Genomic DNA, 12032 nt, shown 5'->3' with positions numbered 1-12032 from the left:
GCGATGGATGTGGAGAACACGGTCCGCGCCGCGGTGCTGGACCACTTCGAAGTCGAACGCGCGCAGGTCGATTCGGCCTCGCTGACCTTCCTCGGGCTCGAACCCGTCGAGATCCTGCGCATCCCCGGCGACGGCGCGGTCCATTACGCGACGCTGGGCGGTTCACGTCATCCGATGGGAGATCCGTCCGATCTCCTGGCCGACCCGGTGCGTGGCCCGCGCGCGGAACTGGTGCTGACACTGTTGATGAGCGCCGATCCGCAGGTCGGGGTGGCCAAGTCCCTCGGCATCCTCGTCGCCTCGCCGTCGGTGGAAGGCGTTGTGCTGCAAGCGGACGCGCTCCTCGATCTCGGCGAACCGCTGTGGCGCAACGCGAAGTTCACCGCGGTCGTGCTCGGTGAGAGTGATATTCCCGCGATCCCGTTGCCCGATCCCGCCGAGCCGGTCCGCTATCTCAGCGTCACCCCGGTGACCGCGACCGAGGCCGCCTGGGTGCGGGTGCGCGGTGCCCAGGCACTGCGCGATGCCTGGGCCGAGGCCGGTATCGACGTGCGTGACCCCGAGCGCGGCGCGGTGACGCTCTAGAGCCACCCGTTGCGGCGGAAACTGCGGAACAGCAGCGCGCACAGCCCCGCCATGACGAGCAGCACCGCGGGGTAGGCCCACACCTGGTGCAGTTCCCACATGTGGTCGAAGTTCATGCCGTAGACGCCGGCGATCATCGTCGGCACCGCGGCCATCGCGGCGTAGGCCGAGATCTTGCGCATATCGGTGTTCTGCTGAACGCTGATCTTGGCCAGCGCCGCGTTGACCAAGCTGCTGAGCGCTTCGTCGAAGTAGCTGATGTGATCGGCGACGGTGACCTGGTGGTCGGCGACGTCGCGCAGATAGCGGCGGATCTCGGTCGGCACCGGCAGGTCGGTGTTGTTCACCAGCCGCTCCAGCGGAACCGCCAACGGCGCCACCGCCCTTCGCAGTTCCACCACTTCGCGTTTGAGCTGGTAGATCGACCCGATGCCGATCTTCGAAGTGGGCGTGAACACCGCCTCCTCCATCTCGTCGATATCACCGCCGACGGATTCGGTGACGTCGACGTAGGTGTCGACCACGTGGTCGGCGACGGCGTGCAAGACCGCGGTCGGCCCGTATCCGAGCTGTTCGGGCTGCGCTTCCAGCTCGTGGCGCACGTTCGACAGATGGGTGTGTTCGCCGTGGCGCACCGTGATCGCGAAGCGTGGTCCGGTGAAGACCATGATGTCGCCGGTCTCGACGATCTCACTGGTCGAGTCGATGTCGTGGTCGATGTAGCAGACCGTACTCAAGACCAGGAACAGCGTGTCGCCGTAGCGCTCGAGCTTGGGTCGCTGACGCCCCTGCACGGCGTCCTCCACCGCCAGCGGGTGCAGGTCGAAGGTCGAGGCGATGTCGTTCATCTGCCGCTCGTCCGGGTCGTGCAGGCCGATCCAGACGAATCCGGAATCGGTGGCGTCGGCCGCTGTCAGTGCCTGCTGTGGCGTGAAATGCCCTGGTTGCCGCTTGCCGTCGACGTAGACCCCGCAGTCGACGATCGCTCGCGCCGTCGGCACGGGGACTTGCGGTCTCGGCGATTTCGTCACGCGATTCGGCCCGTGAAACGACGGCATCGGCGGGAGGGAGGGCACCAGGCGGATCCTACGGGCAGCGACCGGCGACGCGCGGGACCCGAGACCGCACTGTAAGACTGAGGGTGTGCGCATCGACCTGCATACCCATTCCACCGCCTCCGACGGCACCGACACCCCTGCCGAACTGGTGCGGCATGCCGCGGCGGCCGGTCTCGACGTCGTCGCGATCACCGACCACGACACCACCGGCGGCTGGGCCGAGGCCGAGGCGGCCCGCCCCTCGGGGCTCACCCTGGTGCGCGGCATGGAGATGTCGTGCACGGGTATGGGGGAGGACGGCTACCCGGTGCCGGTGCACCTGCTGGCGTATCTGTTCGACCCGGCCGATCGCGGCTTCGCCGACGAGCGCGAGCGGTTGCGCGGCGAGCGGGTGGCCAGGGTGCGCGCGATGGCCGAGAAGATGGCGGCGGACGGACTGCCGATCGATCCCGTCGCGGTGATGGCGAGCGCGGGTCCGGCGGTGGGCAGGCCACATCTGGCGCAGGCGCTGATGGCGGCCGGGGTGGTCGACAGTGTGAACGACGCGTTCATCGATCTGCTCGCCCCGCACGGGCCGTACTACGCCGAGAAGGCCGATACCCCGTTGACCAGGGCCGTGCAGTTGATCGCGGCCGCGGGTGGCGTCAGTGTGATCGCCCATGCTCGCGCGCGTAAGCGGGGCAGGCTGCTGGCGCTCGACGAGATCAGGGAGCTGGCCGGGCTGGGCCTCGGCGGGCTCGAGATCGACCACCCGGATCACAGCGAAGCCGATCGCCTTGTGCTGAGCGGACTTTCGCGGGAATTGGGCCTCGTGCGCACCGGCTCGTCGGACTATCACGGCACCAACAAGACCATCGAGATCGGCGCGTGTGGCACCGATCCCGACCAGTACGAGGCGCTCATCGACAAGGCGAGCGGGACGCCGGTGATCGCCCCGTGACACTGGTGCGCACGGTCAGCGGCGTCGTCGCGGGCGGGGTGCTCGCCCTGTTGTGTGTGGTCATCGGAGCGGCGGTGATCGGCTCGCGTCGCGACTTTCCGGGGCCGGGCGCCGAATCGCTGACGTGGCATTTCGTGGCCGCCGTGGTGGTGGTCGTCGCGCAGGTTTTCGCCGACCGGCGTCGCGGAATGTCCACCTTGTTCGGCTCCGGGACGGTCTTGATCACGGCCGGTGTATTGCTTTGGACACAATGGTGGGGTTGATGGCCGCGTAATGGTTGCGGCCGGGTGAACGGTGCCCGAATATTTCTCTTTGTGGCCAGTATCGAAACCGACGTCCTGATCCTCGGCGGTGGACCCGCCGGGCTCTGGGCCGCCGTCTCGGCCGCGGCGACGGGCGCGCGGGTGATTCTGGTCGACAAGAGCCGCTGCGGTTCCAGCGGTCCCACCGTGTACGGCACCACCGTGCTCTGGGATATCCCGCCCGGTCCCGGGCGGCCCGAGGCGGTCGAGAGGGTGTTCGCCGCCGGTGGCGGGCTCGGTGATCGGGCCTGGCTGCACCGCGTCGTCGACGAGACCCACCGGCAATTGCAGACCTGGTCGGGCGCGCGCCACCGCGTGCCACACCCGAACGGCGACCCGGCCCACCTTCACTTCGACGGCGCGAGCTACCTGCGCAGACTACGTCGCGGCGCGCTAGAGGCGGGCGTGCGGATTCTCGATCACCATCCGGCGCTGCAACTACTCGTCGATCCGGCGGGCACCGTGGCCGGGGCCGCGGGGGTCCAGCGCCACAACAAGTTTCGGCCGTGGGCCATCCGGGCGGGTGCGGTCGTGGTCGCCACCGGTGGCTGTGCCTTCCTGTCCGGCGGTGCGGGAACCGAGGTGAGCACCGGCGAGGGCCTGCTGATGGCGGCCGAGGCCGGTGCCGAACTGTGTGGGATGGAATTCTCCAGCGCCTACGGACTGGCGCCGGTGCTGTCGCGAGTACTTCCGCATCCGGCGGTCGCGCCCGGACTCTCGGTGCATTTCGCGGCCCTCTACGACGAGGCGGGCGCCGAACTGCCCGACCGGTACCCGGCGGCACTCACCGCGATCGCGGACGGTCGGCGGGTCTTCGCCGCACTGAACGAGGTGCCCGACACGGTGCGGCACTGGTTGAGCAGACACGGCGCGATCGATGCCACGGGCCGGGTGCCCGTGCGGGCGGTGCTGGAGGGGACCATTCGCGGTGCGGGTGGGCTGGCCATCGCCGGCACCGATTGCTCGACGACGATCCGCGGCCTGTTCTGCGCGGGCGATGTGACCGGTAGGCAGGTCGTCACCGGAGCGGCGGGCGCCACCGCGGGACTGAATGGCGCGTGGGCGCTGGCCTCGGGCACCTGGGCCGGTCAGGGTGCCGCCGCGTTCGCGCTCGTCAACGAGCGGGCGAGCAGTGCGCGCGCTGTGCCCGGCGCCGGCCTCGGTCCCCATGCTCATATCGACCCGCGCTCGGTGGTCGGTCTGGTGCAGGAACACACGTTGCCGCTGCGGCGCAGCTACCGGCGCAGCGCGGGCAGCCTCGGCGACAGCATCGCCGAACTGGACGCCATGTGGCCCGGCGCCCAGTTCGAACTCGGTGGCCTCGGCGTCGGGCAGCTGCGGGCGCGCCAGGCCGCCGCCTTGCTCGCCGTCGCCCGGTGGGCCGGCTACAGCGCGCTCGTGCGCACCGAGACCCGCGGCATCCACCGGCGCATCGACCACCCGGCCGCCCACGCCGACTGGCGGGTGCGGCTGCGCTGCGGTGGGCTCGACGACGTGTGGGTGCGCCGCGAGGAATGGCCGGAGCCGCTCGGCGGCGAGCTCACCGCGGCCACCCCCGCCACGGTGTGAGAGTTCACCGGATGTTCCCGCTGCACTGCGAGTTTTCGCTTACGCCACGGCAATTCGACGCGGCTACGCTCGACACATGACGCGGTTTGGTAATAGGCGCACCGTGCTGGCAGAATGTTGCGGATTCCCTACCCTTGCCACCGCCGGGTTCGGGGACATTGGAGACCTTCTCCCTGCGACGCACCGTCGCAACGGAGGTCGACCCGTTTTGCTCGCCCGGACACACCCGTCCGGTTCCGCTCGGCGGATCAGTGCCGCGCCACGCGTACCGGTAGCCACCGCGAAACGCGTGCGGTCGCGCACCCGATGAGCGTCCTAGAAATCATTGTTCCGATATACCCGGCGGTAACCGTCCCCCGGTTGAGCCCGACTCGAGCAGGAGTGAAATCGTGTCACCTGTGACTGACGCACCGAATGCCACCGCGGCGCCCAAGGCCGATGACGCAGCGAGCCTCGCCGCGATCACCCAGGAGGAGATCTTCGCGGGTCACCTCGGCGGAAAGCTGTCGGTCGAGCTCAGCGCCCCCCTCGAGACCCAGCGTGATCTTTCGATCGCCTACACCCCCGGTGTCGCCCAGGTCAGCCGCGCGATCGCCGAGGACCCCGCGCTCACCAAGCGCTACACCTGGACCGACCGGCTCGTGGTCGTGGTCAGCGACGGCACCGCCGTGCTCGGCCTCGGTGACATCGGCCCGCGCGCCTCGCTGCCCGTGATGGAGGGCAAGGCCGCGCTGTTCAAGAAGTTCGCGGGTCTGAACTCGATCCCGCTGGTGCTCGACACCACCGATCCCGACGAGATCGTCCAGACACTGATTCACCTGCGCCCGAGCTTCGGCGCGGTGAACCTGGAAGACATCTCCGCCCCCCGCTGCTTCGAGATCGAGCGTCGTGTCATCGAGGCACTCGACTGCCCGGTCATGCACGACGACCAGCACGGCACCGCCATCGTGGTGCTCGCCGCCCTCAAGGGCGCGGCCGCGGTGCAGGGCCGTGACATGTCCGCGCTCAAGGTCGTCGTCTCGGGTGCCGGTGCGGCCGGTGTGGCCTGCGCGAACATCCTGCTCGCCGCCGGTGTCCCCGACGTGGTCGTGCTCGACTCCAAGGGCATCGTCAGCGCCGGTCGCGACGGTCTCAACGGGGTGAAGGCCGACCTGGCCGCACGCTCCAACCCGCGTGGTCTCACCGGTGGTCCGGCCGACGCGCTGGCCGGTGCCGATGTGTTCCTCGGCCTGTCCGCCGGCACCATCCCTGAGGAGCTCATCGCCTCGATGGCCCCCGAGGCGATCGTGTTCGCGATGTCCAACCCGGACCCGGAGATCCACCCCGACGTGGCCGCCAAGTACGTGGCGATCGTGGCGACGGGTCGCAGCGACTTCCCGAACCAGATCAACAATGTCCTCGCCTTCCCCGGTGTGTTCAAGGGTGCGCTCGATGCCGGTGCCCGCCGCATCACCGAGGGCATGAAGGTGGCCGCCGCGGATGCGATCTTCGGTGTCGTCGCCGACGAGCTCGCGGTCGACAAGATCATCCCGAGCCCGCTCGATCCGCGCGTCGCCCCGGCCGTTGCCGAGGCCGTCGCGGAAGCCGCGCGCGCCGAGGGCGTCGCCTGATTTCTGCTGACAAGCGCCCCCGTTCCCACCGGAGCGGGGGCGCTTTCCTGTCGTCTGGGATCATCGAACGATGACCGCGATCACCGTGCAGCTCCCCGACGAGGTCTACGAGCAGTTGGCCGCCGGAGCCGAGGCCGAGGGCGTGTCGGTGAACGTGGCGATGGTGCTGGCCGCGCAGGAGTGGATCCAGGCGCAGGCGCATCGTGCGCGTGAGCGGGCCAGAATGCGGGAGGTCCTGGCGGACGACCCGCACCTGCGCGCATTACTCGGCGACGACTGAGGCTGCGGGTCCGGGGGCAGCGGAGCGCGTGACCCGGCCCGACCCCGGCGCGCTGGCCCAGACCGCCACCGCGAGCAGCCCGTCGAGCACCAGCGCCAACACCGCCACCAGCAGCGCGCCGACCAGCACCAGGTCGTACCGGTAGAGGCCGATCCCGTCGAAGATGTAGCGGCCGAGCCCACCCAGGTTGACGTAGGCGGCGATGGTCGCGGTGGCGACGACTTGCAAAGTGGCGCTACGCAACCCGCCGAGCAGCACCGGCATCGCATTGGGCACCTCGACCCGGAACAGGATCTGGCTCTCCGTCATCCCCATCGCCCGTGAGGCGTCAACGACGTCGGCCTGCACGTTCGCGATGCCCGCGTACGCACCCGCCAGTAGCGGGGGAACGCCGACGGTGATCAGCGCCAGCAGGGGCGGGATCAGCCCGAGGCCCAGTCCGAGTACCAGAAAGGTGAGCAGACCCAGCGTCGGCAGTGCCCGCATGGCATTGGCGAAACCGACCATCACCGCGCTGCCACGGCGGGTGTGCCCGATGAGCAACCCCAGCGGCACCGCGACCACCGCCGACAAGGCCACCGCGAGGAAGCTGTACCACAGGTGTTGCAGCAGGCGATGTTCGATGCCGGTGGGTCCGCCCCAGTTCGCGCCATCGCTCAGATAGTTCCAGGCTTCGACGAAAAGATTCACGAGCGCGCCCCTTTCACGCGCGAATCGGCGCGGGTCCACGGCGTGGCGAGGGTGCCGAGCAGGAAGACCAGCCGGTCGAAGATCAGCGCCAGCACCAGGGTGACGATGATGCCCGCGACGATCTGGTCGGGGTAATCCCGCTGATAGCCCTGCGTGAACAGCTTCCCGAGCCCGCCCACTCCGATCAGCGCACCCACCGACACCATCGCGATATTGGTGACCACCACCACGCGCAGCGAGGCGGTGAAAACCGGGAGCGCCAAAGGCATATCGACCGTGACGGTGCGCCGGAATCGTCCGAACCCGATCGCGTCGGCGGCGTCGATCACGCTGGCAGGCACCGTATCGAGCGCCATCGGCACCGCGATCAGCAGCAGCGCCGCCGAGTACACGGTGAGCGCGATGATCACATTGAGCGGGTCGATCATCGAGATGCCGATCAGCGGCGGGATGATCACGAACAGGGCAAGCGAGGGGATCGTGAACGCCAGGCTCGACGCGGTGGTGACGATTCTTCTGGCCCAGCGGTTTTCGCGGATCAGTGCGCCGACCGGGACCGCGATCACCAGGCCGAGCACCAGGGGCACCAGCGCCAGCACCAGATGTGTGCGGGTGATCGCCATGATGTCGGCGAAATTGTCGATCAGATATCTCACGACGTGCCCTTGGCGAAGAACTCCTGGTTGCGTTCGGCGTCCTCGGCTTCGCGTTGTTCGGCGAGTTGGGTGAGGACATCGGTGGCGAGCAGGCCGCCGAGCACCGTACCCGCGTCGTCGACGGCCACGCCGATACCCGACGGTGACGAGATGGCCGCGTCCAGCGCCTGGCGGAGGTCACCGCCCGGGGTGAACAGCGAACCACCGGCGGAAACGCTGGAGTCCAAGGGTTTTCCGGCGCGTACTCGTTCCACACCGGTCACGTCGATCCAGCCGCCCGGCTTGCCGAGGGCATCGACGAGGAGCGCCCACTCGCCCTGGGCGAGCCGCAGGTCGGCGATCTCGTCCGGTTCGATCGTCCGAATCGGTGCCAGCGCAACAGCTTCGGCGCTGCGGAACGACAGCCCCCGATAGCCACGATCCCGGCCGACGAACCCGGCGACGAAATCCGTTGTGGGCTGGGCCAAGACGTGTTCGGGTGTGTCGAACTGCTGTAGCACCCCGCCGCGCCCGAACACCGCGATCTTGTCGCCGAGGGTGATCGCCTCGTCGATATCGTGGGTGACGAACACGATCGTCTTGTGCAGCTCCGCCTGCAGTCGCTGCATCTCCGACTGCAGTTCCGCCCGCACCACCGGGTCGACGGCGCTGAACGGTTCGTCCATCAGCAGCACCGGAGGGTCGGCGGCCAGCGCCCGCGCCACCCCGACGCGCTGCTGCTGGCCGCCGGACAGTTGCGCCGGATACCGCTCGGCCAGACCGCGATCGAGGCCAACCCGGTCCAGCACGTCCAGCGCGGCCGCGCGGGCGGCCCTGCGCGATTGCCCGAGCAGCATCGGCACGGTCGCCACATTGTCGATCACCTTGCGGTTGGGCAGCAGCCCGCCGCTCTGGATCACATAGCCGATACCGAGGCGCAGTTTCACCGGATCGACCGTCGCGATGTCGCGTCCGTCGACGGTGATGGTGCCCGCGGTGGGGTCGACCATGCGATTGATCATGCGCATCGAGGTGGTCTTGCCGCAGCCCGACGGCCCGACGAAGACGGTGAACGAACCCGAGTCGATGTGCAGGTTCAGGTCGCGTACCGCGTGTGTGCCGTTCGGATAGGTCTTGTCGATGCCGCGAAAGACGATGTCGGACAACGGGGCTCCTAGCCGATGGGGGAGTTCAACCCTTGTGCGGTGATCCAGGCGAGCGCGGCGGCCTTCGGTTCGATCTTGCTGTCACCCGAGACGGCCGTGTTCAGCGAGATCAGTTCGGTGGTGGTCAGTTTGGCCGACACCGCGTCGAGCACCGCGACGGCCTTGTCCGTCTTCTTGGCGGCGTTGAACAGTGGCACCACGTTCTGGGCCGCGAAGTTGTGCTTCGGATCCGCGAGCACCACGAGGTCGTTCTGGGCGATCGCCTGCGAGGTGGTGAAGATATCGGCCGCGTTCACCTGGCCGTCGACCAGCGCGCGCACCGTTGCCGGGCCACCGCCGTCGGCGATCGGCACGAAATTGGCGTCGGTGATGTCGAGTCCGTAGGTCTTCTTCAAACCCGGCAGCCCGCCTGGGCGCTGCGCGAATTCGGCCATCCCGCCGAACTTCACCTCGGCCGAGTGCGGCGCGAGATCCTCGATGGACTTCAGGCCCCACTTGTCGGCCGTCGCGCGGGTGACGACCACCGCGTCGGAGTCCTCGCCGGGCGCGGGCGTCGCGATGGCCAGGTCCTCGCCGAGTGCCTTGGTGAGTGCGGCGTTCACCTCGGGTGCCGCGGTCGCGGTGGCGTCTTTGTCGAGGTATTGCAGCAGGTTGCCGGTGTATTCCGGGATCAGCGAGATCGCGCACTGGCGCAGCGCGGGAATGTAGGCCTCGCGCGAGCCGATGTCGAACTTGGTGTCCACCTTGAAGCCGTTGATCCGCAGCACCTCGGTGTAGATGTTGGCGACGGTCTCGGATTCGGGGAAGTTGGCCGACCCGATGATCAACGCGTCGCTGGTGCAATCGCCCTTGGCGGCAAGCGGATCGCTGTTGCCGCACGCGGCGACGATCATGGCGGCGGCCAGCGCCACCGCGGCAGCCAGCACCCGGCCCGCCCGCACCGCGAGGCGGCGTGCCGGTCGACGTTGTCCTGGTGATGAGGAGGCGAAGGCGGTTTTCACTGGTGTCCTTCCGGCAAAGGCGGGCAGTGCGCTGTGCGTGCGACCCGGGGGCCACAGGTACATTCTGGTAGTTCATACTGCCCGCCGTCGGGCCGAATTGCGCGGGTTGACGGCAAATACAGAAAGTTGGTGTCGCCGGATGCACTCGGTCGCCGTGCGTCGAACCGCCGCCGCGATCCTGGCCGTCACCTGCGCTTTCAGCACCCTTTCCTGCGCTTCCGACGAGGCCGGTCCGGTGATCGCGGTCGGTGCGGATTCGTCGGCGGAATCGGTTCTGCTCGCCGAGATCTATTCCCAAGCCCTTGACCGCGTGGGCGTCGACTCCACCGTCGTCACCGGCTTGACCACCCCCCTCGCCGATCTCGACGCGGCCCGCATCGCCGTCCTGCCCGCCCGCAACGGCGCCCTGCTCGACCGCTGGAACCCGACCTCTCCCGCACGCAAACCGGGCGAGGTCGCCGCCGCGGTCAATGCCGCGCTCCCACCGGGTCTTTCGGTGACCGATGCGGCAGAGGGCACCGACCTGCGCCCCCGCGACGCCCTCCCCGACCCCGACTACACCCTCCGCGCCCAGAACATCCTTGCCCTCTACCGCACCGGCATCTTCGACCGTCAGCAGCTGAAAAAGCTCAACTACGTCGCCGGCGAACTCACCACCGAGGATCTGATCGAGTCGATCAACAAGATCGAAACCGGCACCCACCCCGCCGACGCAGCCCGATCCTGGCTGGACGCCCACGGGCTGTAGCGCGGGACGTCGGACCACTCGGCCTGCGCCGGCCGATCCGCCTCCGAGCGGCTCGGGCTAGGCTGAACCGGCAGAAGGCGTGTGGTGTCGATGCTTGGGGGGAATAGCCTTGCGGACGAGAGTATTTCGGTGCGTTTCGGTTCTCGTGCTACTGATGTTGACCACGGTCGACGTCGTAGCACACGCCGAACCTGAGCCGCCGCACCAGGACCCGGTGCTCGTGACCCTGCCGGAACCATCCGGTGCCGAGCCGATCGGTGTGGTGGATCTGCACATGGTGGATACCTCGCGGCCCGATCCGTACAAGCCGGCCGTGCCGCGCGAATTCATGGCCAGCATCTGGTATCCCGCTGCCGACGTGACCCGAACGCCCGTGCGGCCATGGATGTCTCCCAGCCTCACCCGGATCTATGCCGACAGCATTGCTCAGATCGGGGCAGCATCGACGCAGCGATTGACGTTGGCGCCCAGCCACGGCCACCTCGGCGCGCCCGCGGAGATCTCTCGTGGACCTCGCCCCATCATTGTGTTCTCGCCGGGTATGGGCATGCCGCGTGAGCTGAGTACCGCGCACGTCGAAGACCTTGCCAGCCACGGTTTCATCGTGGTCACCCTGAGTCATACGTACGAGTCGGTTGCGACGGAATTCCCCGACGGGCGGATCGAACCCAGCGTGCTGCCGTCGACCATCGATCCCGGCGAAGTCGAGGCTCAGGGCGCGATCGCGATGGCGGCGCGGGTGGCCGACACACGATTTGTGCTCGACAAGCTCGTCGACATCACCGCGGGGAACAACCCGGACGCCGGTCAGCAGCCGCTGCCCGCGAACCTGGCCCGAGTGCTCGACGTGTCGAAGATCGGGATGTTCGGCCATTCCCTCGGCGGCGCCACCGCGGCCCAGGCGATGCACGACGACCGCCGGATCGCCGCGGCAGTCGATCTCGACGGCCGCCTCTGGGGCTCGGCCGTCACCAACGGGCTGGACCGCCCCTTCATGCTCATCAGCGGCGAAGGTCACGACCGCGACGACGTGCCGAGCTGGGAACAGTTCTGGGCCACCAGCCGCGGACCGAAGCTGCATTTCCAGCTCGGCGACGCACAACATATGTCGTTCTGCGACATCCAGCTGATGGCCGCTCCCCTGATCACCGCGGGCCTCATCCCCGCCGCTGCCGCGGCACAGGCGGTCGGCACCATCGATCCGCTCGCGTCGCTCGATGTGCAACGCGACTATCTGCGCAGCTTCTTCGATACGACGCTGGGCCGATACGCCGATCTCGCCGAGCTGCCGGCCACCCTGCTGCACCCGGACATGGTCCTGGTCCCGTAGGCCGATGACAGCCACGCCCGGCCGAGCGCACACTCCCGCTCGCGGTAGTTCTCGGGCGGCGTGAAGTAGATCCAGCGAGTACGCATTCCCAAGGACGGGGTAAGCGGTCTGTTACGGC

General features: G+C 68.5%; 13 protein-coding genes. 8 read left to right on the top strand and 5 right to left on the bottom strand.

Translation table 11 applies throughout. The features are described 5' to 3' along the window. The first annotated feature begins 3 nt into the window (after positions 1-3). Positions 4-585, top strand: coding sequence for a suppressor of fused domain protein (locus tag ACWZHB_RS22885; RefSeq protein ID WP_427903882.1), 582 nt, complete (start codon positions 4-6; stop codon positions 583-585). Here ACWZHB_RS22885 and ACWZHB_RS22880 read toward each other — a convergent pair. After that, positions 582-1643: a magnesium and cobalt transport protein CorA gene (locus ACWZHB_RS22880; RefSeq protein WP_427909268.1), complete on the bottom strand. Its 1062-nt coding sequence runs from the start codon at positions 1641-1643 to the stop codon at positions 582-584. The two genes, ACWZHB_RS22885 and ACWZHB_RS22880, sit on opposite strands and share 4 nt — an antisense overlap. A gap of 85 nt (positions 1644-1728) precedes the next feature. Between ACWZHB_RS22880 and ACWZHB_RS22875 the strand changes: the two genes are divergently transcribed. From ACWZHB_RS22875 to ACWZHB_RS22855, 5 genes are all read left to right on the top strand, one after another. Next, positions 1729-2583 (top strand): PHP domain-containing protein, encoded by an 855-nt coding sequence (locus ACWZHB_RS22875; RefSeq protein ID WP_427903881.1) that lies wholly within the window; start codon positions 1729-1731, stop codon positions 2581-2583. Further along, entirely contained in the window at positions 2580-2846 is a 267-nt protein-coding gene (locus tag ACWZHB_RS22870) for a hypothetical protein (RefSeq protein WP_427903880.1), read from the top strand. Before ACWZHB_RS22875 ends, ACWZHB_RS22870 begins: the two co-directional genes overlap by 4 nt. Positions 2847-2897: 51 nt before the next feature. Continuing rightward, positions 2898-4454 (top strand): FAD-binding protein, encoded by a 1557-nt coding sequence (locus ACWZHB_RS22865; RefSeq protein ID WP_427903879.1) that lies wholly within the window; start codon positions 2898-2900, stop codon positions 4452-4454. A 389-nt stretch (positions 4455-4843) separates the two neighbouring features. Continuing rightward, the gene (locus ACWZHB_RS22860) at positions 4844-6064 is read left to right on the top strand and encodes an NAD(P)-dependent malic enzyme (RefSeq protein ID WP_427903878.1); all 1221 of its coding nucleotides are present in this window, start codon (positions 4844-4846) and stop codon (positions 6062-6064) included. A gap of 70 nt (positions 6065-6134) precedes the next feature. Next, positions 6135-6344 (top strand): ribbon-helix-helix domain-containing protein, encoded by a 210-nt coding sequence (locus tag ACWZHB_RS22855; RefSeq protein ID WP_427903877.1) that lies wholly within the window; start codon positions 6135-6137, stop codon positions 6342-6344. Here ACWZHB_RS22855 and ACWZHB_RS22850 read toward each other — a convergent pair. Genes ACWZHB_RS22850 through ACWZHB_RS22835 form a run of 4 tightly spaced genes read right to left on the bottom strand, consistent with a single transcriptional unit; the run spans position 6327 to position 9728 of the window. Then, on the bottom strand, positions 6327-7034 hold the full coding sequence (locus ACWZHB_RS22850) for an ABC transporter permease (protein ID WP_427903876.1): 708 nt from the start codon (positions 7032-7034) through the stop codon (positions 6327-6329). The genes ACWZHB_RS22855 and ACWZHB_RS22850 overlap by 18 nt on opposite strands. Continuing rightward, positions 7031-7690: an ABC transporter permease gene (locus tag ACWZHB_RS22845; RefSeq protein ID WP_427903875.1), complete on the bottom strand. Its 660-nt coding sequence runs from the start codon at positions 7688-7690 to the stop codon at positions 7031-7033. Before ACWZHB_RS22845 ends, ACWZHB_RS22850 begins: the two co-directional genes overlap by 4 nt. Then, the gene (locus tag ACWZHB_RS22840; protein WP_427903874.1) at positions 7687-8835 is read right to left on the bottom strand and encodes an ABC transporter ATP-binding protein; all 1149 of its coding nucleotides are present in this window, start codon (positions 8833-8835) and stop codon (positions 7687-7689) included. The genes ACWZHB_RS22845 and ACWZHB_RS22840 overlap by 4 nt, the downstream gene beginning before the upstream one ends. 8 nt (positions 8836-8843) lie before the next feature. Next, entirely contained in the window at positions 8844-9728 is an 885-nt protein-coding gene (locus tag ACWZHB_RS22835; protein ID WP_427909267.1) for an ABC transporter substrate-binding protein, read from the bottom strand. Between the two features lie 247 nt (positions 9729-9975). Here ACWZHB_RS22835 and ACWZHB_RS22830 point away from each other — a divergent pair, with 247 nt between their 5' ends. After that, positions 9976-10584 (top strand): type 2 periplasmic-binding domain-containing protein, encoded by a 609-nt coding sequence (locus ACWZHB_RS22830; protein WP_427903873.1) that lies wholly within the window; start codon positions 9976-9978, stop codon positions 10582-10584. Between the two features lie 154 nt (positions 10585-10738). Then, positions 10739-11914, top strand: coding sequence for an alpha/beta hydrolase family protein (locus tag ACWZHB_RS22825; protein WP_427903872.1), 1176 nt, complete (start codon positions 10739-10741; stop codon positions 11912-11914). Positions 11915-12032 lie beyond the last annotated feature (118 nt).

The organism is Nocardia sp. FBN12 (assembly GCF_054031145.1).
The sequence above is the reverse complement of the archived record's forward strand: the minus strand, read 5'-3'. Positions and strand labels throughout refer to the sequence as shown.

Excerpts from the sequence above, each read along its gene's own strand:
- ACWZHB_RS22835 (WP_427909267.1), bottom strand. The coding sequence starts at position 9,728 with ATGATCGTCGCCGCGTGCGGCAACAGCGATCCGCTTGCCGCCAAGGGC.
- ACWZHB_RS22855 (WP_427903877.1), top strand. The coding sequence starts at position 6,135 with ATGACCGCGATCACCGTGCAGCTCCCCGACGAGGTCTACGAGCAGTTG.
- ACWZHB_RS22830 (WP_427903873.1), top strand. The coding sequence starts at position 9,976 with ATGCACTCGGTCGCCGTGCGTCGAACCGCCGCCGCGATCCTGGCCGTC.
- ACWZHB_RS22885 (WP_427903882.1), top strand. The coding sequence starts at position 4 with ATGGATGTGGAGAACACGGTCCGCGCCGCGGTGCTGGACCACTTCGAA.
- ACWZHB_RS22825 (WP_427903872.1), top strand. The coding sequence starts at position 10,739 with ATGTTGACCACGGTCGACGTCGTAGCACACGCCGAACCTGAGCCGCCG.
- ACWZHB_RS22880 (WP_427909268.1), bottom strand. The coding sequence starts at position 1,643 with ATGCCGTCGTTTCACGGGCCGAATCGCGTGACGAAATCGCCGAGACCG.